Source organism: Achromobacter sp. 2789STDY5608615 (genome assembly GCF_001298995.1).
Lineage (GTDB): Bacteria > Pseudomonadota > Gammaproteobacteria > Burkholderiales > Burkholderiaceae_B > Achromobacter > Achromobacter insuavis.
On sequence record NZ_CYTY01000004.1, the window covers coordinates 95,725 to 117,652 of the forward strand.

The 21,928-nt window shown below is 68.5% G+C and carries 23 protein-coding genes; 14 read left to right on the forward strand and 9 right to left on the reverse strand.

Annotation, left to right across the window (positions count from 1 at the left end):
• The coding region (locus tag AOZ49_RS04735) for an ATP-binding cassette domain-containing protein (RefSeq protein WP_156355593.1) at positions 1-1,376 on the forward strand (1,376 nt) is incomplete at its 5' end.
• Between the two features lie 51 nt (positions 1,377-1,427).
• On the opposite strand, the gene AOZ49_RS04740 is transcribed toward AOZ49_RS04735, so the two are convergent.
• Positions 1,428-2,399: an Lrp/AsnC family transcriptional regulator gene (locus AOZ49_RS04740; RefSeq protein WP_231689881.1), complete on the reverse strand. Its 972-nt coding sequence runs from the start codon at positions 2,397-2,399 to the stop codon at positions 1,428-1,430.
• Between the two features lie 111 nt (positions 2,400-2,510).
• Between AOZ49_RS04740 and AOZ49_RS04745 the strand changes: the two genes are divergently transcribed.
• On the forward strand, positions 2,511-3,815 hold the full coding sequence (locus AOZ49_RS04745; protein WP_054430765.1) for an MFS transporter: 1,305 nt from the start codon (positions 2,511-2,513) through the stop codon (positions 3,813-3,815).
• 81 nt (positions 3,816-3,896) lie between these two features.
• Positions 3,897-5,324, forward strand: coding sequence for an amidase (locus AOZ49_RS04750; protein ID WP_054430766.1), 1,428 nt, complete (start codon positions 3,897-3,899; stop codon positions 5,322-5,324).
• Positions 5,325-5,390: 66 nt separating this feature from the next.
• Here AOZ49_RS04750 and metK read toward each other — a convergent pair whose 3' ends face one another.
• Positions 5,391-6,554: a methionine adenosyltransferase gene (gene metK, locus AOZ49_RS04755; protein WP_006391903.1), complete on the reverse strand. Its 1,164-nt coding sequence runs from the start codon at positions 6,552-6,554 to the stop codon at positions 5,391-5,393.
• Between the two features lie 276 nt (positions 6,555-6,830).
• On the opposite strand from metK, the gene AOZ49_RS04760 reads away from it, so the two are divergent.
• From AOZ49_RS04760 to xerC, 5 genes are read left to right on the forward strand one after another with little or no spacing between them, the layout of a single operon-like run.
• Positions 6,831-7,697: a lysophospholipid acyltransferase family protein gene (locus AOZ49_RS04760; RefSeq protein ID WP_054474501.1), complete on the forward strand. Its 867-nt coding sequence runs from the start codon at positions 6,831-6,833 to the stop codon at positions 7,695-7,697.
• Between the two features lie 49 nt (positions 7,698-7,746).
• Positions 7,747-8,637, forward strand: a complete 891-nt coding sequence (locus AOZ49_RS04765) for a lysophospholipid acyltransferase family protein (protein WP_054430768.1) — start codon at positions 7,747-7,749, stop codon at positions 8,635-8,637.
• 35 nt (positions 8,638-8,672) lie between these two features.
• Positions 8,673-9,584 (forward strand): diaminopimelate epimerase, encoded by a 912-nt coding sequence (dapF, locus tag AOZ49_RS04770; protein WP_054474502.1) that lies wholly within the window; start codon positions 8,673-8,675, stop codon positions 9,582-9,584.
• Between the two features lie 4 nt (positions 9,585-9,588).
• Positions 9,589-10,266 carry a DUF484 family protein gene (locus AOZ49_RS04775; RefSeq protein ID WP_054430770.1) on the forward strand — a complete coding sequence of 226 codons (678 nt, stop codon included), beginning with the start codon at positions 9,589-9,591 and terminating at the stop codon, positions 10,264-10,266.
• A gap of 34 nt (positions 10,267-10,300) precedes the next feature.
• Positions 10,301-11,275, forward strand: coding sequence for a tyrosine recombinase XerC (gene xerC, locus AOZ49_RS04780; RefSeq protein ID WP_054474503.1), 975 nt, complete (start codon positions 10,301-10,303; stop codon positions 11,273-11,275).
• Between the two features lie 10 nt (positions 11,276-11,285).
• On the opposite strand, the gene AOZ49_RS04785 is transcribed toward xerC, so the two are convergent.
• The 6 genes from AOZ49_RS04785 to AOZ49_RS32890 are packed head-to-tail and all read right to left on the reverse strand — an operon-like array spanning position 11,286 to position 15,794.
• Positions 11,286-12,401 carry a nickel/cobalt transporter gene (locus AOZ49_RS04785; protein ID WP_054474504.1) on the reverse strand — a complete coding sequence of 372 codons (1,116 nt, stop codon included), beginning with the start codon at positions 12,399-12,401 and terminating at the stop codon, positions 11,286-11,288.
• A complete protein-coding gene (locus AOZ49_RS04790; RefSeq protein WP_054474505.1) occupies positions 12,392-13,075 on the reverse strand; it encodes a DUF1007 family protein in 684 nt (227 codons plus the stop codon). The genes AOZ49_RS04785 and AOZ49_RS04790 overlap by 10 nt, the downstream gene beginning before the upstream one ends.
• Positions 13,036-14,022, reverse strand: a complete 987-nt coding sequence (locus tag AOZ49_RS04795) for a metal ABC transporter solute-binding protein, Zn/Mn family (protein WP_054474506.1) — start codon at positions 14,020-14,022, stop codon at positions 13,036-13,038. The genes AOZ49_RS04790 and AOZ49_RS04795 overlap by 40 nt, the downstream gene beginning before the upstream one ends.
• Positions 14,023-14,041: 19 nt before the next feature.
• The gene (locus AOZ49_RS04800; protein WP_054430775.1) at positions 14,042-14,908 is read right to left on the reverse strand and encodes a metal ABC transporter permease; all 867 of its coding nucleotides are present in this window, start codon (positions 14,906-14,908) and stop codon (positions 14,042-14,044) included.
• The gene (locus AOZ49_RS04805) at positions 14,905-15,627 is read right to left on the reverse strand and encodes a metal ABC transporter ATP-binding protein (protein ID WP_054474569.1); all 723 of its coding nucleotides are present in this window, start codon (positions 15,625-15,627) and stop codon (positions 14,905-14,907) included. Before AOZ49_RS04805 ends, AOZ49_RS04800 begins: the two co-directional genes overlap by 4 nt.
• The gene (locus AOZ49_RS32890; RefSeq protein WP_197286702.1) at positions 15,624-15,794 is read right to left on the reverse strand and encodes a hypothetical protein; all 171 of its coding nucleotides are present in this window, start codon (positions 15,792-15,794) and stop codon (positions 15,624-15,626) included. Before AOZ49_RS32890 ends, AOZ49_RS04805 begins: the two co-directional genes overlap by 4 nt.
• A gap of 149 nt (positions 15,795-15,943) precedes the next feature.
• On the opposite strand from AOZ49_RS32890, the gene AOZ49_RS04810 reads away from it, so the two are divergent.
• From AOZ49_RS04810 to AOZ49_RS04835, 6 genes are all read left to right on the forward strand, one after another.
• The gene (locus tag AOZ49_RS04810) at positions 15,944-16,447 is read left to right on the forward strand and encodes a Fur family transcriptional regulator (RefSeq protein ID WP_054431098.1); all 504 of its coding nucleotides are present in this window, start codon (positions 15,944-15,946) and stop codon (positions 16,445-16,447) included.
• Between the two features lie 353 nt (positions 16,448-16,800).
• Positions 16,801-17,931, forward strand: coding sequence for a CobW family GTP-binding protein (locus tag AOZ49_RS04815; protein ID WP_054430776.1), 1,131 nt, complete (start codon positions 16,801-16,803; stop codon positions 17,929-17,931).
• Between the two features lie 127 nt (positions 17,932-18,058).
• On the forward strand, positions 18,059-18,523 hold the full coding sequence (gene dksA / locus AOZ49_RS04820; RefSeq protein ID WP_006389752.1) for an RNA polymerase-binding protein DksA: 465 nt from the start codon (positions 18,059-18,061) through the stop codon (positions 18,521-18,523).
• Between the two features lie 189 nt (positions 18,524-18,712).
• Positions 18,713-19,252 (forward strand): ATP-dependent protease subunit HslV, encoded by a 540-nt coding sequence (gene hslV, locus AOZ49_RS04825; protein ID WP_054430777.1) that lies wholly within the window; start codon positions 18,713-18,715, stop codon positions 19,250-19,252.
• A 73-nt stretch (positions 19,253-19,325) separates the two neighbouring features.
• Positions 19,326-20,660 (forward strand): ATP-dependent protease ATPase subunit HslU, encoded by a 1,335-nt coding sequence (hslU, locus tag AOZ49_RS04830; RefSeq protein ID WP_054474507.1) that lies wholly within the window; start codon positions 19,326-19,328, stop codon positions 20,658-20,660.
• A 158-nt stretch (positions 20,661-20,818) separates the two neighbouring features.
• Positions 20,819-21,487: a class I SAM-dependent methyltransferase gene (locus tag AOZ49_RS04835; RefSeq protein WP_156333391.1), complete on the forward strand. Its 669-nt coding sequence runs from the start codon at positions 20,819-20,821 to the stop codon at positions 21,485-21,487.
• 50 nt (positions 21,488-21,537) lie between these two features.
• On the opposite strand, the gene AOZ49_RS04840 is transcribed toward AOZ49_RS04835, so the two are convergent.
• Positions 21,538-21,837, reverse strand: coding sequence for a copper-binding protein (locus tag AOZ49_RS04840; protein WP_054430780.1), 300 nt, complete (start codon positions 21,835-21,837; stop codon positions 21,538-21,540).
• Between the last annotated feature and the right edge of the window lie 91 nt (positions 21,838-21,928).

The following is a 21,928-nucleotide window of genomic DNA, read 5'->3' on the forward strand; positions in this document are numbered from 1 at the left end:
GCAAGTCCACCGTCATCAACATGCTCAGCGGCTATTACCAGCCGACCCGCGGCAGCGTCGCGCTGGGCGCGACCCCGCTGGCCGGCCTGCCCGCCTACCGCGTGGCCCGCGAAGGCATCGCGCGCACCTACCAGACCTCGCAACTGTTCGACACCCTGAGCGTCGAGGATAACGTGGCGCTGGGCCTGTTGCGCGGCCGGCTGGGGGGCCTGCTGGCCGCGCGCCGCTATCTGTCGTCCGATGCACGCGAGCGCGCCCGCGCCCTGTTGGCCTTCTGCGGCTATCAGGGCGCGCTCGATGCGCCGGCCGCCGACCTGGCGCACGTGGACCGCAGGCTGGTGGAGATCGCCCGCGCGCTGGCCACCGACGCCGACATCCTGTTGATGGACGAGCCTGCGGCGGGTCTGTCACGCGAGGACAAGACCCGGCTGGCGGCCCTGCTGCGGCGCATTGCCGACGCCGGTGCCGGGGTGCTGCTGGTCGAGCACGACATGGCCTTGGTGATGGGCGTGTCCGACCACGTTGTCGCCATCGACGCGGGGCGCGAATTGGCGCAGGGATCCACCGGCGAGATCCAGCAGTCCGCGGCCGTGCGGCAGGCCTATCTGGGCGACGACGCGGCGCGACACGCCCCCGCGGCGCGCGCGCGTCCGGCCGCTTCCCGCGTCGCGCCGGAAGTGCTGGGCGTGGGCAGCCTGACCACGGGCTACGGCGCCAACCCGGTGCTGCATGGCATCGACCTGCAGGTCCGCGAGGGCGAAATGGTGGCGCTGCTGGGCGCCAACGGCGCCGGCAAGTCGACGCTGATGCGCACCCTGGCCGGACTGCATCGACCCGCTCAGGGCGGCATGCACCTGCAAGGACAGGAATTGCAGGGGTTGAGCGCGGACCGCATCGTGGCGCGAGGGCTGGTCCTGGTGCCCGAGGGGCGGCAGGTGTTCCCCGACCTGAGCGTGCTCGACAACATCCGGCTGGGCGCCTTCCTGCATCCGGCGGATCGCGAAGCCCGGGTGCAGGAGATGCTGACGCGCTTTCCCCGCCTGCGCGAGCGGCAGCACCAGCGCGCCGGCCTGCTGTCCGGCGGCGAGCAGCAGATGCTGGCGATCGCGCGTGGGCTGATGTCCAAGCCGGTGATCCTGCTGCTGGACGAACCGTCATTGGGCCTGGCGCCCAAGATCATCGACGAATTGTTCGAAGCGCTGGACAGGTTGCGGGCCGAATCGATGACGATACTGCTGGTGGACCAGATGGCGGCGCTGGCCCTGTCGCTGGCGGACCGCGCCTACGTGCTGGAATCCGGCCGCGTGGCGGCGCACGGCACGGCGCGCGAGATCGCCGCGGATGGGACGCTGGCGCGCGCCTATCTCGGCGCCTGAGGCGCGACAGCCCGGCGCGCCACGCGCGTCGGGTTTCCTGCCGCGGCAGGCTCAGGCGGCGTCGGCGCCCAGCCGCGCGCCTTCGCGCACGATGCCGCAGCGCTTGTAGGCGCGCATCACCACGCCCACCTCGCTGGCCAGCACGCCATCGAGCTCGCCCAGCCTGCGCGTGACCACGTCCCACAGGTGCAGGCTGTCGCGGCACAGCACATGCCAGAACAACTGCGAGGCGCCGCTGGTGCCGAACAGGCAACGCGTGTTCGGATCCAGCGCCAGGTGCGCGGCCAGGGCGTCGACGACCTGCGGACGCACCTGCACCGAGATCACCGCCTCGACCGGAAAGCCCACCAGGGCCGGTTCGACCTCCACGCGGAAGCTGAGCGCGCGCCGCTCGACCAGGTGCTGCAACAGGCGCTGGGCGGTCGGCTCGCTGACCTCGGCGTGGGCCGACAACTCGGCCAGGCTGGCGCGGCCGTCGCGCATCAGATGGGCCACGATGCGCTGCTCGGGCTCGGTCAGCGCCAGCGGGGCCTGGCTGGCCGGATCCGGCGCCTCGGGCGCCGCGCCGTCGGCCTGGATGCGCCACTGGCCGGCGCGGCGGAACGGCCGCAGCACCAAGCGCGCTTCGACCTGCTCGACGCCGTCGATGGACGGCAGCACGCGCGTCACCACGTCGGGCATGTCGGCGGCATCCGCCAGCGTCAGCTCCGCCATCAGATCGGCCGTGCCGGCCAGCGTCACGACCAGCTGGGTGATGCCGAGCCGCGCCAGGGCCTCGGCCGCTTCGGCCACGCGGCCCGAGCGGCAGCGCACCCAGGCGTGCAGCACCACGCCGCGGCCCGTGGCCAGCGGATCGGCCTCGGCGATGACGCGCAGGGCGTCGGCATCCATCAGCCGCTTGATGCGGCGCGCCACCGTGCGCTCGGCAATGCCGGTGGCCGCGCCCAGCTCGCGCCAGGAGGCGCGCGGGTCGGCCTGCAGGGCGATCAGGCAGGCCAGATCGGTGTCATCGAGCGCCGGCATTAGGGGCTTACCCTTACTTGACGTGACCATATTCATTAATATAACGTTCGCGCATTGATAAAAACACAAAATTTAACGGTCTATTTGACCAAAAATAAAACCGAGGACGTTATGAGTACCCCTTCCGCAACCCTGCGCGCCACGCAGGGGGCAAACGCCGCGCCCGTGTCGCGCGCCCGCACGATTCTGGCCGGTAGTGTAGGCAATGCGGTGGAATGGTTCGATTGGACCATCTATGCGTCATTCGCCATTTTCTTCTCAAAGCAGTTCTTTCCCGATGGCAACGAGACCACCGCCCTGCTGGCCACCTTCGGCATTTTCGCCGTCGGCTTCTTCATGCGCCCGGTCGGCGGCTGGGTGCTCGGCATCTTCTCCGACCGCTACGGCCGCAAGGCCGCGCTGGGCCTGACCATCCTGATGATGGCCGGCGGTTCGCTGATCATCGCCGTCACCCCGACCTATGCCACCATCGGCCTGGCCGCGCCGCTGCTGCTGACCGCCGCGCGCCTGCTGCAAGGCCTGTCGCTGGGCGGAGAGTATGCCTCGGCCACGACCTTCCTGGCGGAAATGGCGCCGCCCAACAAGCGCGGCTTCTATTCCAGCTTCGTCTTCTTCAGCGCCGCCGTGGGCATCCTGGCCGCGTCCGCCGTGGGCTGGCTGCTGACCTCGACCCTGACCAAGGCCGAAATGGCCGACTGGGGCTGGCGCATCCCGTTCTTCCTGGGCGCGCTGGGCGGCCTGGCCGGCATGTGGATCCGCCGCGCGATTCCGGAAACCGAGGCGTTCTCGCACGCCAAGAAGGCCGGCATCGAAAAGCAGCCGCTGCGCACCCTGCTGCGCGAGCACCCGCGTGAAGTGCTGCGCATCGTCGGCTTCTCGATCCTGACGACGTTCGCCTTCTATATCTTCGTGGCCTACGTGCCGACCTACGCCATCCGCCAGGTCAAGGCCGATCCGCAGGTCGCGTTCGCCGCCAACACCGTCGCGCTGATCGTCTTCATGCTGGTGCAGCCCGTGTTCGGCATGCTGTCCGACCGCATCGGCCGCAAGCCGCAGCTGATCTTCTTCGCCGCCGGCTACCTGGTGTTCTTCTACCCGCTGATGACCACGCTGGGCCCGTCGTTCGGCTCGATCCTGGCCGTGGAACTGTTCGGCCTGGTGCTGTACGCCATGTACACGTCGATCGCGCCGGCCATCATGTCGGAGCAATTCCCCACCAGCGTGCGCGCCGTCGGCATCGGCACCCCGTACAACCTGGTCGTGGCGCTGCTCGGCGGCACCACCCCCTACCTGCTGACCTGGCTGCAGAGCAAGGGCATGGAGCGCTGGTTCTTCTATTACGTGCTGGCTGGCGCCGTGATCACGCTGATCACCTTCATCCGCATGCCTGAAACCCGCGGCCAATCGCTGAAGTAAGACCCGCTCAGGCCCTGACGCCCCGCATCAACGCTTTCCGGTTCCCCAAGGACCGGAGAGCTTTTCCTTTTCGTGAGAGCCATGCCAGACCAAGACACCGCCCTGCATTTCCGAGAAGCCCGCGAACTCGCCCGCGCCATCCGCGCGGGGGAACTGAGTTCGCGCCAGGTCACCACCCATTTCCTGGATCGCATCGCCCGCGCGCCCGACCTGGCCGCGTACAGCGTGGTCACCGCCGAACGCGCCCTGGCCCAGGCCGAAGCGGCCGACCGGCTGCTGGCCGCCGGTATTTCGATGGGCCCGCTGCATGGCGTGCCGGTGGCGGTGAAGGACAGCGTGCAATGGGCGGGCACCGTCGCCAGCGGTGGCTCGCAAGCCCGGCGCGACATCGTCAGCGATGAAACCTCCGCCGCCGTGCGCGGCCTGTCGGCGCAGGGCATGGTGATCCTGGGCAAGACCCGCATGACTGAATTCGCGTTCGGCCTGTCGGGCCAGAATCCGACCCAGGGCACGGCCCGCAACCCCTGGGACGCGGTCACCGCGCGCGCGCCCGGCGGCTCGTCCAGCGGCGCCGGGGTCGCGGTGGCGGCCGGCCTGGCGCCGCTGGCGCTGGGCGGCGACACCGGCGGCTCGGTGCGCGCCCCCGCCGCGCTGAACGGCGTGGTGGGCTACAAGCCGTCATCGGGCGTCATCAGCCGCGCCGGCTGCCTGCCGCTGTCGGACACCCTGGACGTGCTCGGCCCCATCGCCCGCAGCGTGGCCGACGCCCGCTTGCTGACCCAGGCGCTGGCCGGCCCCGACATCGACGACGACGCCACCCTGGCGCTGCCCGCGGCCTGCATCGCCGCCCTGCGCCGCCCCGCCGCGCCGCGCGGCAGCGCCGTCGCCGTGCTGGCGCCGCAGGCCTGGCCCGCGCCGCTGGCCGATGAAGGCCTGCGGATCTGGCACGAGGCGCAGGAACGCCTGGATCAGGCCGGCCTGACGCCCGAAACCTGGCATCCGCCCGCCTCGCTGTCGTTCGCCCGCATGGCGGACGACAATTCGCTGGTGCTGGCCTACGAGGCCTACCGCTACTTCGGCGCGCTGGCCGAAGACCCGGCCCAGCCGCTGTGGGACGTGGTGCGCGCGCGCATCGCCGCCGGCGGCCGCATCGCCCGGGCCGACTACGAGGCGGCGCTGCAACGGCGCCAGGCCGACATGGCGACGTTCGCCGCCGCCATGCAGGGCATCGATGCCCTCCTGATGCCGGCCTGCGACCAGGCGGCCCAGGCACTGGACGCGGCCGACGTCCGCCACGCCGGCTTGGGCAGGCTGCTGCGCCCGGCCAACTTCCTGGGCGCGGCCGCGATCGCCCTGCCGGCCGGCTTCGACGAGGACGGCATGCCGATGGCGGTGCAGTTGCTGGCGCCCGCCGGCGGCGACGCGGCCCTGCTGGATCGGGCCGCGATGCTGGAACCAGTGCTGGCGCCGGTCGCGCGGACCCCGGATCTATCGGCCTGGGGCCTCTGACCGCGACGCTCGCGCCCATGAAAAAGCCCCGGCGTGCCGGGGCTTTTTCTACTTCGAAAGGGTGCGTTACACGCCCTTCTTCAGTTCCTGGACCTTGTCCGTGGCTTCCCACGAGAATTCCGGCTCGGAACGGCCGAAGTGGCCATACGCGGCGGTCTTGGTGTAGATCGGGCGCAGCAGGTCGAGCATGTTGACGATGCCCTTCGGACGCAGGTCGAAGTGCTCGCGCACCAGCTTGGCGATCTGGTCGTCGGGAATGACGCCGGTGCCTTCGGTGTAGACGGTGATGTTGATGGGCTCGGCCACGCCGATGGCGTAGCTGACCTGCACCTGGCACTGGCGCGCCAGGCCGGCGGCCACGATGTTCTTGGCCACGTAGCGGGCGGCGTAGGCGGCCGAACGGTCGACCTTGGACGGATCCTTGCCCGAGAACGCGCCGCCACCGTGCGGGCATGCGCCGCCGTAGGTGTCGACGATGATCTTGCGGCCGGTCAGGCCGCAATCGCCCTGCGGGCCGCCGATGACGAAGCGGCCGGTCGGGTTGACCAGGAACTTGGTCTTGGGCGTGATCAGGCCGTCGGGGAAGCTGGGCTTGATGATGTCTTCGATCACGGCTTCGCGGATGGTCTCCTGCGAGACTTCCGGCGCGTGCTGGGTCGAGAGCACCACGGTGTCGACTTCGGCCGGGCGGCCGTCGACGTAGCGGAAGGTCACTTGCGACTTGGCGTCCGGGCGCAGCCACGCCAGGCGGCCGTCCTTGCGCAGTTCGCTCTGGCGCTGCACCAGGCGGTGCGCGTACCAGATCGGGGCCGGCATCAGGTCGGGGGTTTCGTCGCAGGCGTAGCCGAACATCAGGCCTTGGTCGCCCGCGCCCTGGTTCAGGTAGTCTTCCGAGCTGCGGTCCACGCCCTGGGCGATGTCCGGCGATTGCTTGTCGTAGGCGACCAGCACCGCGCAACCCTTGTAGTCAATGCCGTACTCGGTGTTGTCGTAGCCGATGCGGCGGATCGTGTCGCGCGCGACCTGGATGTAGTCGACGTTGGCGGTGGTGGTGATTTCACCGGCCAGCACGACCAGACCCGTGTTGCACAGGGTCTCCGCGGCCACGCGGGCGTTCGGGTCCTGGGTGAAGATGGCGTCCAGAATCGCGTCGGAAACCTGGTCGGCTACCTTGTCGGGGTGCCCTTCGGAAACGGATTCGGAGGTGAAGAGAAAGTCGTTATTGGCCACAGATGCGTCCTTTGATGTCCGGTACAGCCGGAACTTAGGTTCACGAGGCGCGTTGCACCCCGGACTGCATGGAATACGCTGATCTGGGCGCGACGCTTTAGCGGATTTGGCAAGCGACGCGCAACGCGCCGGGATCCTGCCGTCGCCCCGCAAGTTGTCGGTTAACTCGGCGACGGGTCGATTTTAAGCGAAAATGCGGTTCTTATGCTTGTGCCACGGGTGGGGTCTTTCGCCCGAGCACCGGCACCACCATGCCCGATATCGCCCATTTGCCGCATGCTGCTCGCCCTGTTCCGCCTGTTCGCATCCCTGCCCTTGCCCGTCGCGCACGCGCTCGGGCGCCTGCTCGGCCGCATCGCGTATGCGTTTCCCGGCAAGTACCGGCGCCGCCTGCGGGCCAATGCGACGCAGGCCGGCTACCCCGACGCGGCCTTTGCCCGCCGCGCGGCCGGCGAGGCCGGCGCCATGATCCTGGAGATGCCGCGGGTCTGGTTCCGCAATGAACAAAGCCTGGCCCAGGTCGTGTCCGACGACAACGACGTGGTGGCCGCGGCCCACGCCGAGAACCGCGGCATCCTGTTCCTGACCCCGCACCTGGGCTGTTTCGAGATCACCGCGCGCTATCTGGCCCGCCTGATGCCCATGACGGTGATGTTCCGCCCGCCGCGCAAGGACATCCTGGCGCCGTTGCTGGAAACCGCGCGCAACGGCTCCGCGGTCAACGCCGTGCCGGCCACCATGCAGGGCGTGCGGGAATTCGTGCGGGCCCTGCGGCGCGGCGAGTCGGTTGGCATGCTGCCCGACCAGGCGCCGGGCGTCGGCGACGGCGTCTGGGCGCCATTTTTCGGACGCATGGCCTACACCATGACCCTGCCCGGCAAACTGGCCACCCAGACCGGCGCCCCCATCATCCTGACCGCCGGCGAACGCCTGTCGGGCGGCCGCGGCTGGCGCATCCACTACGTGCGGGTGCCCGAGCCGCTGCCCGCCGATCCGCAAGCCCAGGCCGCGCTGCTCAACGCCGCCATGGAAACGCTGATCCGCCGCTGCCCGCAGCAGTATCTCTGGAGCTACAACCGCTACAAGACCCCGCGCGGCGCCCCGCCCGCCCCCGCCGACGACGCGGCCACCGCGCCCCACTGAAGCCGGCGCCCACGCCCCGCCGCCCTGGTCTCAAGCTCCCCACCTGTCCATGAAAGAATCGAAAACGCGCACGCTGGTCAATCTGCTGAAATGGTTCGGCCGCATGCGGCCGTCCACCCGGCTACGCATCGGCGCCGCGCTCGGCTGGCTGGCCATGCGCCTGGCCAAATCGCGCACCCGCATCGTGCGCCGCAATCTCGAGCTGTGCTTTCCCGAGCAACCCGAGGAAGTGCGCGAACGCTGGGTGCGCGAGCACTTCCGGGCGCTGGCGCAGTCCATCGTCGACCGCGGCGTGCTGTGGTACGGCACCCCCGAAGCCATCAAGGACATGGTCACGCAGAGCGGCGCCGACCGCATCAATGAACTGACCGCCCAGGGCCGCGCGGTGATCCTGCTGGCGCCGCACTTCATCGGCCTGGACGCGGCCGCCACCCGCCTCACCATGGAAGTGCCGAGCGCGGCCACCATGTACACGCCGCAGAGCGACCCGCACATCGACGCCGTGGTGGCCGCCGGCCGCGCCCGCTTCAACGAGGTGTTCCTGGTCAGCCGCAAGGACGGCGTGCGCGACCTGATCCGCCACCTGCGCGCGCCGCGGCCGGTCTACTACCTGCCCGACATGGACTTCGGCCGCCAGGGCGCCGTGTTCGCGCCGTTCTTCGGCATCCAGGCGGCGACCCTGCTGGCCACCGCGCAGCTGGCCAAGAAATGGGACGCGGCCGTGCTGCCGATCCTGGATTTCTGGAACCCGGAGACCGGCCGCTACCACGCCGAGGTGCTGCCGCCGCTGGAAAACTTCCCCGGCGACGACACGCTGGAAGAAGCCACGGCGCGCCTGAACCGCGAGCTGGAGGGCTGGGTGCGGCGCTGCCCCAGCCAGTATTACTGGGTCCACCGCCGTTTCAAGACCCGTCCGCCGGGCGAGCCCAAGATCTACTAGGGCAGGCCCGCGCCGGGGCGGTTTCCCGGGCCAGAATGGGCGATAATCCCCCCATGAACTGGAACTTCACCAAAATGCATGGCGCGGGCAACGACTTCGTCGTCCTGGACGGGGTCCGCCAGGCCATCGAGATGACGCCCGAGCGCGCCCGCGCGCTGGGCGACCGCCACTTCGGCATCGGCGCCGACCAGATCCTGCTGGTCGAACGCGCCACCCGGCCCGACGCCGACTTCCGCTACCGCATCTTCAATTCCGACGGCAGCGAAGTCGAGCACTGCGGCAACGGCGCGCGCTGCTTCGTGCGCTTCGTGCACGAGCAGGGCCTGTCCGACCGCAACCCGCTGCGCGCCGAGATCGCCACCGGCATCCTGGTGCTGGACGAGGGCGACGACGAGCAGGTCACGGTCGACATGGGCAGCACCCGCTTCGACCCGGCCGCGTTGCCGTTCGACACCTCCGGGCTCGCGTCCCGCACCGAAGGCCAGGACACGCTGTGGGAGCTGGAACTCGACGTGCCCGCCGGCCTGCCGCGCAGCGTGGCCCTGTCGGCCGTGGCCATCTCCAACCCGCACGCCGTGCAGGTGGTGGATAACGTCGACACCGCGCCGGTCGCCGTCGTCGGTCCGCTGATCGAGAACCACCCGCGCTTTGCCCGCCGCGTCAACGCCGGTTTCATGCAGATCGTCGATCGCCACAACATCCGCCTGCGCGTGCACGAACGCGGCGCCGGCGAGACGCTGGCCTGCGGCACCGGCGCCTGCGCCGCCGTCGCGGCCGGCATCCGCCGCGGCCTGCTCGATTCCCCGGTGCGCGTGCAGACGCGCGGCGGCGTGCTGACCATCGCCTGGAACGGCGACCAGCTGCGCATGACCGGACCGGCCGAATCCGTCTTCACGGGGCAGGTCGACATCGACAAGCTCGTCTTCTCCATGGCGCTGAACCGATAACCCCATGACCGATACCGCTTTCACCGCCCAGGACATCGCCAACTTCCTGCAGGAACACCCCGGCTTCTTCGACGAGCACGCCGACGTCTTCGCCACGCTGCAGGTGCCGCACCCGCACGGCTCGCGCGCCATTTCGCTGGGCGAACGCCAGATCCTCACGCTGCGCGAACGCAACCGCGAACTCGAGTGGCGCCTGAACGAACTGGTGCGCAACGCCACCGCCAACGAAACCATCGGCAGCCACATCTCCAAATGGTGCTGCCGCCTGCTGTCCGAACCGGATCCGCAATTGGTGCCCGGCGAAATCGCCCTGGGCCTGGCTGAACAATTCGAACTGAACCACGTGGCGCTGCGCCTGTGGAACCTGCCCGAGCTGCCCGACACCGGCTATGGCGAACCCGTCACGCAGGACGTGCGCACCTTCACCGACAGCCTGAAGACGCCGTACTGCGGCACCGACACGGCCTTCGAAGCCGTCGGCTGGCTGGACGCCAAGCCCAAGTCGCTGGCCCTGGTGCCGCTGCGCCTGGAGGCCGAAGGCGCCAGCGTCGGCCTGCTGGTGCTGGGGTCGGACGACGCCGAACGCTTTACGCCCGAGATGGGCACCGCGTTCCTGGAAGCCATCGGCCAGCTGGCCTCGGCGGCGCTGCACCGGCTGAACCCGGCCGCGCCCAAGGCCTGAGCCCACCATGACGGCAGGGGCCCCGGAACACGCCATGCCAACGCAAGCGCCGGACGCCCCCCTGCCCGATCCGATGGCCGCCTGGCTGCGCCATCTGGAAAGCCATCGCCGCTATTCGCCCCACACGCTGGACGGCTACCGGCGCGAGCTGCGCTTCCTGATCGAACTGGCCGAACGCGCCAAGCTGCCGCTCGACAAGCTCGGCAACGGCCACATCCGCCAATTCGTCGCGCGGCTGCATGCGCAGGGCCGCGGCCCGCGCAGCCTGGCGCGCACGCTGGCGGCCTGGCGCGGTTTCTACCAGTGGTGGGCGCCGGCGATCGGCCTGGCCGGCAACCCGGTGGCCGGGGTGCGCGCGCCCAAGGCGCCGCGCGGCCTGCCCAAGGCCCTGTCGGTGGAACAGACCCAGGCCTTGCTGGATCGCCCTGCGGCCAAGGTCGCCACCGAGCCGGCCGCCCTGCGCGACCAGGCCATGTTCGAATTGCTGTATTCCAGCGGCCTGCGGCTGTCGGAACTGGTCGGGCTGGACCTGCGCTACACGCGCTCGGCCGAGCATGAATCGCGCGGCTGGCTCAGCCTGGAAGAGGCCGAGGTGATCGTGCTGGGCAAGGGCGGCAAGCGCCGCTCGGTGCCGGTGGGCCAGGCCGCTTTGGCGGCGCTGCGGCGCTGGATCCACGTGCGCGAGCAGCTGGCGCCCCCGGCCGCGTCGGCCGACAATGCCGCCGCCCTGTTCCTTGGCGCCCGTGGGCGGCGCATCTCGCCGCGCGTGGTGCAATTGCAGCTGGCCCGGATCGCGCAGGCCGCCGGCCTGCCGACCCATGTGCATCCGCACGTGCTGCGCCACAGCTTCGCCAGCCACGTGCTGCAATCGGCGCAGGACCTGCGCGCCGTGCAGGAAATGCTGGGCCACGCCAACATCTCGACCACCCAGATCTATACCCGGCTGGACTTCCAGCACCTGGCGCGGGCCTACGACCAGGCCCATCCGCGCGCGGGCCGCAAGTCCTGAACGCGGCGTCTCAGCCGCCGCCGGCCAGCATGCCGCCCAGCAGCAGCACGCCCAGCGCCAGCACCGCCAGCGCCGCCAAGGCTTCCACCCCGTAACGCAAACGCGCCGCCGCGACGCCCGACAGGCGCGCGCCCAGCGCATTGGCGGCGCCGCCAGCCGCGACCGCCAGGCAGGCCAGCGCCGCCACCGTCAGGCCAGTGCCCAGGCCCATCGCCAGGGCCGAGGCCACCCCGGCCAGGAAAAATCCCTGCGACAGCGCGAACACCAGCACGATCAGCGCCCCGCTGCAGGGCCGCAAGCCCACCGCCAGGATCGCCGACCAGGCGCGGCGCCAGTTCAACGGCCCCGCCACCTGCTCCGGCGGCGGCACATGGGCATGGCCGCAGCCGCAATCGTCGTGATGGTCATGCGGATGAACGTGCGCGTGACCATGGCCCTCTCCACGAACCTCGCCCTGGGCAATCGGCGCCGGCGCGTGGATCGCAATGGCGCGCAAGGCCGCGGCCCCCTTCAGGGCCGGCGCCGCCACGGCAGGCGATGCGACCACCGCGGCCGCACGGGCCGGACGCCGCCGCAACAGCGGCCGGATCGCCTTGATCCAGACCAGCCACGCGCCCAGCAGGGTCACCAGCCCATACGAGGCCAGCTCCAGCCAGCGCGTGGCCTGGTTCATCGCCGCGGCCGTGGCGTTGAACACCAGCGCCAGCACCGCCACCATGGCGATCGCCACCAGCGCCTGCACCAGCGACGACACCAACGCCAGCAGCGCGCCGTTGCGCGCGGTCTGGCGGTTGGCCAGCACATAAGAGGAAATCACCGCCTTGCCATGACCCGGGCCGAGCGCATGGAACACGCCGTAGGCGAACGACAGCCCGATCAGCAGCCAGGCGCCGCCATCGGCCTGCCAGGCGCGCACCGCCGCCGTCAACTGGCGGTAGAAATGGGTCTGCCACACCGAAACCTGGCCGAAGACGCCCGCCAGCCAACCGGGACCGCCCAGGCCGGCGCCGCTCTCCGGCACGCCGAAGGGATGCGCGCCCTGCGCGTCGGCCAGGCCGGCCCAGGCCATCGCGGCCAGCGCGAACAGCCACGCCAGCGCGGCGGCCGGACGCCGCGCTACGAACATTGCACCTCGATACGGTGCGTCAGCCCCTTGGTGATGGCGAAAAGCTCTTCCGGCAGCGCGTCCGGATCGGCCGGGATCGCGGCCAGTTGCTGCATGGTGTTCCAATCCAGTTCCTTGGGCTTGCGGTAAGCCTGCTTGCAGGCCGCCGCGCCGGGTCCGTCCAGCGCGACCGCCCCCTTGTCGTCGAAGGCGTAGGCCACGAAGTAGGTCGGGTCGTAGATGTCCACCTGCGCGCCCGCGGCATCCAGCGCGGCGGGCTCGGCCAGCGGCAGCGTGAACGCCAGCGCCAGCCGGCCGGTCTTGGCGTTCCAGGTCACGCGCGCATCGCGCGGCGCGGCGAACACCGCGCTCTTGCCCGCCACGGTGACCCGCGTGAAGTAATGCGACACCGGTTCGCCCAGCGCCTTCATCCAATCCTGCGCCATGCCTTTCAGGGTGTCCTCGGGCAAGGCGCCGCCCTTGCCCTTCTTGAGTCCCTGCGTGGCATAGGCGCCGAACATCTCATCGAACAGCCAGACCTGGCGCACCGCCGTCACGCGGTGCTGCTCGTCCAGGTCGATGACGGCGCGCGCGTCGATCCACATATGCGGGTGGGCGCCGGCGGCGCCGGCCGCCAGCGCGCCCGCCACGGCGATCAGGGCTGCAAGGCCGCGGCGAGTTGACGAACGTTCCATTCAAACATTTCCAGGTAGGTGGCGCCGGGCTGTCCGGGCTTGGACAGGGCATCGGAATACAGCGTACCACCCACCTTCGCGCCGGTTTCACGCGCGATCTGCTGCACCAGGCGCGGGCTGGTGATGTTCTCGATGAACACCGCCGGCACCTTGTCGCGCTTGACCTGCTCGATGATGCGGGCCACGTCGCCGGCGGACGGCTCGGCTTCGGTCGAGATGCCCATCGCCGCGATGAAGCTCACGCCATAGGCATCGCCGAAATAGCCGAACGCATCATGCGAGGTGACCACCTTGCGGCGCTCCGCCGGAATCGCCGCGAAGGTCTTGCGCACGGCCGCATCCGCCGCCTGCACACGAGCGATGTAGGCATCGGCGCGCTTGCGGTAGGCGTCGGCATGGGCCGGATCGGCGGCCGCCAGGCCGTCGGCCACGTTGCGCGCGTAGATCACGCCGTTGGCCAGGTTCTGCCAGGCGTGCGGATCGGCGTCGTGATGGTGATGGCCGCCGTGGTCATGGGCGTGGCCATGATCGTGGTCCTTGTCGTCATGCTTGTCACCGTGCTCGTCGCCATGGCCCGCGAACTTGCGCGGCGTCACGCCCTTGGAGGCGACCACGGTCGGCCCGGCAAAGCCGGAGGCCTTGACCAGGCGCGGCAGCCAGGCCTCGAAGTCCAGGCCGTTGACGAACAGCACCTTGGCGGCCGCCAGCTTCTTGGCGTCGGCGGGCGTGGGTTCGTATTCGTGGGCATCGCCGTCCGGGCCCACCAGCGTGCTCACCTTGACGTCGGCGCCGCCGACTTCCTGCACGATGTCGCCCAGGATCGAGAAGCTGGCCACGACCGGCAACGGTTCGGCCGCCTGCGCCGCGCCGAACGCGGCGGACAGCCACAGGCCGGCCGCGGCCAGCATGACACGGCGGCGCGCCAGCGCCGGAAAGAGGGAAGGCATGGTGAATCTCCTTGAGAATTCAGGCCCGGCGCGAGACGCGCGGCGCCCGCAGCAACCCGCCATGCGGGCCGCAGACGATGGAAAACAGGTAACAGACGCCGGCGGCCAGGATGATGGCGGGCGAGGCCGGCACATTGAAGTGGTACGACACCAGCAGGCCGGCGACCGACGCCGCCACGCCGACGCCCGCGGCCAGCGGCAGCTGGCCGGCGGCGGAACGCAACCAGAAGCGGGCGGCGGCCGCCGGCAGCATCATGATGCCGACCACCATCAAGGTGCCCAGCACCTGGAAGCCCGCCACCAGGTTCACCACCACCAGCACCAGGAAGATCATGTGGACCCAGCCGCCACGCCCGCCGCTGGCGCGCAGGAAGGCCGGATCCAGGCACTCCGCCACCAGCAGCCGATAGAGCGCGGCCAGCGCCAGCAGCGTGACGCTGGCCGTGATCGTGACCAGCAGCAGCGACGCGTCATCCAGCCCCAGCACCGTGCCGAACAGCACGTGCAGCAGATCCATGTTGGAGCCGCGCAGCGACACCAGCAGCACCCCCAGGCCCAGCGAGATCAGGTAGAACGCGGCGAAGCTGGCGTCCTCGCGCAGCGGCGTCAGGCGCGCCACCAGACCGGCCAGCAGGGCCACCACCAGGCCGGTGATGATGCCGCCCAGCATCATGGCCCACAGCGACAGGCCCGATAGCAGGAAGCCGGCCGCCACGCCTGGCAGGATGGCGTGCGACATGGCGTCGCCCATCAGGCTCATGCGCCGCAGCACCAGGAACACGCCCAGCGGCGCCGCGCCCAGCGACAGCGAGCAGGCGCCGGCCAGCGCGCGCCGCATGAAGCCGTAATCGATGAAGGGCGCCACGACCCATTGCAGCACGCTCATGCGTAGGCCCTCGCGTGCCATTGGCGCGCCGTCTTCAGGTGCGCATCGGTCAGGACCGACCCCGTGTCGCCCCAGGCCACCACCGACCCCGACAGCAGCAGGCACTGCGGAAAGTGCTCGCGCACCAGGTCCATGTCGTGCAGCACCGCGATCACCGAACGGCCCTGGCCGTGCAAGCCGCACAGCAGCGCCATCAGGTCATCGGCGGTATGGCTGTCGACCGCCGCGAACGGTTCGTCCAGCAGCAGCACCGGCGCGTCCTGCACCAGCATGCGGGCAAACAGAGTGCGCTGCATCTGGCCGCCGGACAACGTATCCACGCCGCGGCCGGCCATGTCCGCCAGGCCCACGGTCTCCAGCGCCTGCATGCAGCGGTCGATCTCGTCGCCGCCGTAGCGCCGCCATCCGCCGACCCGGCGCCAGGCGCCCAGGGCCACCAGATCGAACACCGTCACGGGAAAGGCGCGGTCCAGCTCGGCGGCCTGCGGCAGCCAGGCCAGCTCGGCGCGGCCGGCGCCGCCGATGCCGACGCTGCCCGACATCGGCCGCAGCACGCCCATGATGCCCTTGAGCAGGGTCGACTTGCCGGCGCCGTTCGGCCCGACCACGGCGGTCATGGCGCCCGGCTCGAAGCGGCCCGACACGCCGCGCAGCACTGCGTGGCCGTGCCACCCGAAGGAAGCATCGCGCAGTTCGATGGGGACCGGGGCGGGACTCACCGCGGCCACCAATCCAGCGCCCAGCCGGTCAACGCCCACAGCGCGGCGACCGCCACCAGGGCGAAGGCCATGCGGCGCCAGGCGGATACGAGGAAGGCGGAACGGGACGGCACGCCGGACCCCGGCGCGGCGTCGGGCCGCGGGGGCAGGAGCGAGAAGTGGGACATGACTGACAGCAAGCGCTAAAACATTATTATGTTATATCATAACCAAACCGGCTTGAATCAACGGCTTTCGCCCGCACCTGGGTGTTTTCTGCTACCTTCCAGGCATCTCGCGCGCGTCGCGCGCGTTCCTTATTCAGATGAAGCCCTCCATGCCCGCTCCGCCCCGTTCCCCCCGCAGTGACACCGTAGGCGCCCAACTCAGCGTCGCCGAGGCGCTGTGCGAACAACGCGGCCGCCGCCTGACCCCCATCCGCCGCAAGGTGCTGGAGCTGCTGCTGCGTCATGGCCGCAGCCTGAAGGCTTACGAACTGCTCGAAGCGATGCGCGAGGTGCACCCGGGCGCCGCGCCCCCCACCGTGTACCGTGCGCTGGACTTCCTGATGGACGAAGGCCTGATCCACCGGCTGGACGCGGTCAACGCCTGGAGCGCCTGCCACGATGTCGGCGGCGCGCCCCACGACCTGCTGGTGGTCTGTACCGGCTGCGGCGCGGTGGCCGAAGTGTCCGACCCCGCCATGAGCCGCCAGCTGGCCGAGCGCGTCGCCCAGACGGGCTACGTCCTGGCCACCCATGAGACCGAGATCCGGGCCCTGTGCCCGCAGTGCCAGAAGCAGCAGCCGGCCGACGCCGGGCACCACCACCATCATCACTGAGACGCGCGGCGCGGCCTGTCGCATGACGGGCCCCTGCCCCCGCCGTCCACCCGCGCTCATCCGGACCCTTGAAATCCGGAAAATCGCCCCAAAATAGTGATATCGCCCGATACTTGACGGCGTACAGCCGCGATCTGGGCGGCTACGGCCCCCCGGGTTGGCCCGGGGTTTGCCCCCTGCCCCCGACTGTGCTGTAATCCTGCGTCCGGCCGCGATCGGCGGCCCTCGCAGCCTGTGGCAGTAACATCGGCCGAGCGATGTCTGGCAGGCCATCGGCACCCGCCGCCGCCCGCCAGAACCCAGCGCTTGACCGCCGTGTCTAACCGCCTTTACTTCACGCAAGCAGCTTCGCCATGAACACCCCGCGCAGTTTGGACAAAATGGTTCCCGTCACCATCCTCACCGGCTTTCTCGGTGCGGGCAAGACCACCCTGCTCAAGCGTATCCTGACCGAATTCCACGGCCGCCGCGTCGCGGTCATCGAAAACGAATTCGGACCGGAAAGCATCGACAACGACCTGCTGGTGCAGGACAGCGACGAAGAAATCATCGAGCTGTCCAACGGCTGCGTCTGCTGCACGGTGCGCGGCGACCTGATGCGCACCCTGTCCGACCTGCGCGCCAAGCGCGAGGCCGGCGCCCTGAATTTCGAACGCGTCATCCTGGAAACCACCGGCATGGCCAACCCCGGCCCGGTGTGCCAGACGTTCTTCATGGACGACGACATCGCCGAGTACTACCGCCTGGACGCGGTGGTCACGGTGGTCGACGCCAAGCACGGCATGGCGACGCTGGATGAACAGCCCGAAGCCCAGAAGCAGGTCGGCTTCGCGGACCGCATCCTGATCTCCAAGAAAGACCTGGTCAACGACGTCGACTACGAAGCGCTGCGCGCCCGCCTGCTGCGGATGAACCCGCGCGCGCCCATCACCGCGGTCAACTTCGGCGACGCCGACCTGAAGTCGATCATCGACATCAGCGGCTTCAACCTGAATTCCATTCTCGACATCGACCCGGACTTCCTGGCCGATGAGCACCCCGATGCCGCCCACAGCCATGCCCACGGGCACGGCCACGATCATGACCACGGCCATGACCATCACGGTCACGACCATGACCACGATCACGACGGCGACTGCGGGGCGCACTGCAATCACGCGCATCATCACCACCCCAAGCACGACGACGAAATCGGCGCGTTCGTGTTCCGCTCCAACAAGCCGTTCGATCCCGCGCGCCTTGAGGAATTCCTGGGCGGCGTGGTGCAGGTCTATGGTCCCGACCTGCTGCGCTACAAAGGCATCCTGTACATGAAGGGCATCAACCGCCGCATGTTGTTCCAGGGTGTGCACATGATGATGGGCGCCGAACCCGGCAAACCGTGGACCGCGGCCGAAAAACCGTCCACCAAGATGGTCTTCATCGGACGCAAGCTGCCCCAGGAGATTTTCACCCGGGGCTTGGAGCAGTGCCTGGCGGGGTAATCCCCTTTCCGGATAACGTGACGCGGTGCGACGAAGGCAGTACTGTGAGGGTACGAACAGCGTAGGCAGCAAACACGGACCGGGAAGACAAGCCCGCGCCAGGATCGATTCATAGTGGAGTGTTTTCATGGCTACCAAGGCAGCAACCAAAAAATCAAGCAAGTCGACGAGCGATACGGCGATTGATCTGCCCAGCGAGAAGGAATTGCTGGCCATGCCCGAGTCCGACTACATGAACGAACGCCAGCTGGCGTTCTTCAAGGAACGGCTCAAACAACTCGAACAGGACATCCTGGCCAACGCCGGCGAAACCACCGAGCACCTGCGCGAAACGCAGTTCGTGCCCGATCCCGCCGACCGCGCCACCATCGAGGAAGAACACGCCCTCGAGCTGCGCACCCGCGACCGCGAGCGCAAGCTGCTCAAGAAGGTGCAACAGTCCATCGCCCGCATCGACAGCGGCGAATACGGCTGGTGTGAGGAAACCGGTGAACCCATCGGCATCCCGCGCCTGCTGGCCCGTCCCACCGCCACCCTGTCGCTGGAAGCGCAGGAACGGCGCGAAATGCGGCAGAAGCTGTACGGCGACTGATCCGTCCCGTTATTCAAACGCCACATCGAAAGGCTATGCTGGTTTCCAGCATGGCCTTTTTTTCGTCTCGGCGCCGCCGCCAGATGAAGCCGCCTCCCCCGGCGACAGCAAGGGGCCATCACGGATTGGCCCGCAAGCCTTGATTTCGCTCGCATCGCCCCCAGCTAGTCCTTTCAAAGGAAGGAACGCATGGAACAATTTCACGCCACCACCATCGTGTGTGTGCGCCGCGGCAACCGCGTCGCACTGGGCGGCGATGGCCAGGTCACCCTGGGCAACATCGTCATCAAGGGCACGGCGCGCAAGATCCGCCGCCTGTACCACGACAAGATCCTGGCCGGCTTCGCCGGCGCCACCGCCGACGCGTTCACGCTGCAGGAACGCTTCGAAGCCAAGCTCGAGAAACACCAGGGCAACCTGATGCGCGCGGCGGTCGAACTCACCCGCGACTGGCGCACCGACCGCGTCCTGCGCCGGCTCGAAGCCATGCTGATCGTGGCCGACGCCGAGCACACGCTGGTGCTGACCGGCAACGGCGACGTGCTCGAGCCCGAGCACGGCCTGGCCGCCATCGGCTCGGGCGGGGCCTATGCCCAGTCCGCCGCGCTGGCGCTGCTGCGCAACACCGACCTGCCGCCCGAGACCATCGTCAAGCAATCGCTCGAGATCGCCGGCGATCTCTGCATCTACACCAACCAGAACCACGTCATCGAGACGCTGGGAGACTGACGCCCGCGACGCGGCGCCCGCGCGGCGCCGCGCCCCGTTCTCCCGCCCAGCCCCGCTTCAAGGATCCGCCCTCATGTCCGCCTCCAACATGACGCCCGGAGAGATCGTCTCCGAACTCGACAAGTACATCGTCGGCCAGAACCGCGCCAAGCGCGCGGTGGCGGTGGCCCTGCGCAACCGCTGGCGCCGCCAGCAGGTGGCCGAGCCGCTGCGCCACGAAATCCACCCCAAGAACATCCTCATGATCGGCCCCACCGGCGTGGGCAAGACCGAGATCGCGCGCCGCCTGGCCAAGCTGGCCAACGCGCCGTTCATCAAGATCGAGGCCACCAAGTTCACCGAGGTGGGCTACGTCGGCCGCGACGTCGACACCATCATCCGCGACCTGACCGAATACTCGATCAAGCAGACCCGCGAACTGGAAATGCGCCGCGTGCGCACCCAGGCCGAGGACGCCGCCGAGGACCGCATCCTCGACGCGCTGGTGCCGCCGCCCCGCGGCGCCTCGGGCGAGCCCGAGCGCGGCGAGGACAACAGCGCCCGCCAGACTTTCCGCAAGCGCCTGCGCGAGGGCAAGATCGACGATCTCGAGATCGAGATCGAAGTGGCCCAGGCCGCGCCGCAGATGGACGTCATGACGCCCCCCGGCATGGAAGAAATGGCCGAGCAGCTGCGTGGCATGTTCGCCGGAATGGCGCGCGACAAGAAGAAGCCCAAGAAGATGAAGGTGCGCGAAGCCTTCAAGCTGATCGTCGACGAGGAAGCCGCCAAGCGCGTCAACGAGGAAGACCTGCGCACCACCGCCATCAACAACGTCGAACAGAACGGCATCGTGTTCCTGGACGAGATCGACAAGATCGCGGCGCGCCAGGAAAGCGGCGGCGCCGACGTCTCGCGCCAGGGCGTGCAGCGCGACCTGCTGCCGCTGGTCGAGGGCACCACCGTCAACACGCGCTACGGCATGGTCCGCACCGACCACATCCTGTTCATCGCCTCGGGCGCCTTCCACCTGGCGCGTCCGTCCGACCTGATCCCCGAGCTGCAAGGCCGCTTCCCGATCCGCGTCGAGCTGGAATCGCTGACCGCCGAGGACTTCGTTCGCATCCTGAGCGATACCGACGCCTCGCTGACCAAGCAATACACGGCGCTGCTGGCCACGGAAGACGTGCAGCTGGAATTCACCGACGAAGGCGTGCGCCGCCTGGCCGAACTGGCCTACGACGTCAACGAGACCACCGAAAACATCGGCGCCCGCCGCCTCTACACCGTGATGGAAAAGCTGCTGGACGAACTGTCGTTCGACGCCACCGCCTCCGGCAACAAGACGGTGAAGATCGACGCCGCCTACGTCAACGCGCAACTGGCCGAAGCCGCCAGCAGCCAGGACCTGGCCCGCTACGTGCTGTAACGGAGTAGGTGCGAAATTGTACTTTCGCACCTACTACCTTGAAATTTCCGCATGGTAAAAACCTCAATTGTGCTGCTGCGGCACAACGGGCATCCTGTCTAACGCAGTCCAATGCGACATAGTCAAAGCAACGCTACGGCATCCAATTGAGGAATAAATTGACAGATAATCAAAAGAGCGCTTTCACTAGCGGTGGAGAAGGCGACAGATTCTTCGAACGAAATCGAAGCGAGTTTCAGAAAATGGTCCTCTCGTCCGAACTCGGGCCTGCCAATCGTCTGTATTTTCCGTATCTGAAAGCGGGCAACCGAATTCTTGAAATTGGCAGTTCTTCAGGCACCAACCTGTCGCTTCTAACCCGCGATATCGATGTGGAAGCCTATGGCATCGATCCCTCCGAAGCAGCGGTAGCCAAGGGGCGTAGCGAGTTTCCTCAGCTACATTTGAGCGTGGGAACCGCTGATGAACTTGCATTTCCCGACGGCCATTTTGATTTCATCGTTTTCGGCTTCTGCCTCTACCTGGTAGACAGGGCGCTCCTGACGAAGACCATAGCGGAAGCGGATCGCTGCCTCAAGGATGGCGGCCATATCGCAATTACCGATTTTCGCCCCGATGTGCCGACCGCACGCCCCTATAAGCATCTTGACGGCCTGATATCGTACAAATTCCCATACGAAAAGCTGTTCACGGCTTTCCCCCAATTCCAACTGATCGAGTGCCGCACGTTCAGTCATGGCACGGAGGCTTATCACGCCGACCCCCAGGAACGCGTGTCCGCCAGCATCATCCGCAAGAGCCTCAAAGAAGGCTATCAAAAACTCTGAGGAATGCGTTGGCGCCAGCCGTTCGCGGCTTGGCGCCACATTCCCGAGCCCTAGTTGGAAATAGCCGTCACGACATACTTGCCGTCTTTGCGTTCGGCTGTGAAACGCACTTTGTCACCAGCCTTGATCTTCGCCAATAGCGAGGGATCCGCCTGATACACCAAAGTCATCGCGGGCAAGTCCAACGCGGCGATCGCCTCGTGCTTGATCGTGACTTTCCCAGCGGCGGGATCTACCCGCCGCACTTCTCCGCTGGCTTCAGCCTGCTGGGCGAACGCGAACGGTCCCGCCAGCACCGCCGTCGCGGCAGTAATAGCCACGGGAAACACCAATCTGCGGTTAAATGACATTGCGCTATTCTCCATACACCGCACCGACCTGCCCACGGGACGGCCGACGCTCACAGTGCTAGGATACCGCCCTTTCGTGCAACCCTTCGGA

What these genes read in the sequence shown, in the direction of transcription:
- AOZ49_RS04760 (WP_054474501.1), top strand. Translation starts at nt 6,831, where the DNA reads ATGCTGCTCGCCCTGTTCCGCCTGTTCGCATCCCTGCCCTTGCCCGTC.
- AOZ49_RS04840 (WP_054430780.1), bottom strand. Translation starts at nt 21,837, where the DNA reads ATGTCATTTAACCGCAGATTGGTGTTTCCCGTGGCTATTACTGCCGCG.
- AOZ49_RS32890 (WP_197286702.1), bottom strand. Translation starts at nt 15,794, where the DNA reads ATGTCCCACTTCTCGCTCCTGCCCCCGCGGCCCGACGCCGCGCCGGGG.
- AOZ49_RS04810 (WP_054431098.1), top strand. Translation starts at nt 15,944, where the DNA reads ATGCCCGCTCCGCCCCGTTCCCCCCGCAGTGACACCGTAGGCGCCCAA.
- xerC (WP_054474503.1), top strand. Translation starts at nt 10,301, where the DNA reads ATGCCAACGCAAGCGCCGGACGCCCCCCTGCCCGATCCGATGGCCGCC.
- AOZ49_RS04750 (WP_054430766.1), top strand. Translation starts at nt 3,897, where the DNA reads ATGCCAGACCAAGACACCGCCCTGCATTTCCGAGAAGCCCGCGAACTC.
- dksA (WP_006389752.1), top strand. Translation starts at nt 18,059, where the DNA reads ATGGCTACCAAGGCAGCAACCAAAAAATCAAGCAAGTCGACGAGCGAT.
- AOZ49_RS04775 (WP_054430770.1), top strand. Translation starts at nt 9,589, where the DNA reads ATGACCGATACCGCTTTCACCGCCCAGGACATCGCCAACTTCCTGCAG.
- AOZ49_RS04815 (WP_054430776.1), top strand. Translation starts at nt 16,801, where the DNA reads ATGAACACCCCGCGCAGTTTGGACAAAATGGTTCCCGTCACCATCCTC.
- dapF (WP_054474502.1), top strand. Translation starts at nt 8,673, where the DNA reads ATGGGCGATAATCCCCCCATGAACTGGAACTTCACCAAAATGCATGGC.
- AOZ49_RS04765 (WP_054430768.1), top strand. Translation starts at nt 7,747, where the DNA reads ATGAAAGAATCGAAAACGCGCACGCTGGTCAATCTGCTGAAATGGTTC.
- AOZ49_RS04795 (WP_054474506.1), bottom strand. Translation starts at nt 14,022, where the DNA reads ATGCCTTCCCTCTTTCCGGCGCTGGCGCGCCGCCGTGTCATGCTGGCC.
- AOZ49_RS04790 (WP_054474505.1), bottom strand. Translation starts at nt 13,075, where the DNA reads ATGGAACGTTCGTCAACTCGCCGCGGCCTTGCAGCCCTGATCGCCGTG.
- AOZ49_RS04800 (WP_054430775.1), bottom strand. Translation starts at nt 14,908, where the DNA reads ATGAGCGTGCTGCAATGGGTCGTGGCGCCCTTCATCGATTACGGCTTC.
- AOZ49_RS04745 (WP_054430765.1), top strand. Translation starts at nt 2,511, where the DNA reads ATGAGTACCCCTTCCGCAACCCTGCGCGCCACGCAGGGGGCAAACGCC.
- hslU (WP_054474507.1), top strand. Translation starts at nt 19,326, where the DNA reads ATGTCCGCCTCCAACATGACGCCCGGAGAGATCGTCTCCGAACTCGAC.
- AOZ49_RS04740 (WP_231689881.1), bottom strand. Translation starts at nt 2,399, where the DNA reads ATGCCGGCGCTCGATGACACCGATCTGGCCTGCCTGATCGCCCTGCAG.
- AOZ49_RS04785 (WP_054474504.1), bottom strand. Translation starts at nt 12,401, where the DNA reads ATGTTCGTAGCGCGGCGTCCGGCCGCCGCGCTGGCGTGGCTGTTCGCG.
- hslV (WP_054430777.1), top strand. Translation starts at nt 18,713, where the DNA reads ATGGAACAATTTCACGCCACCACCATCGTGTGTGTGCGCCGCGGCAAC.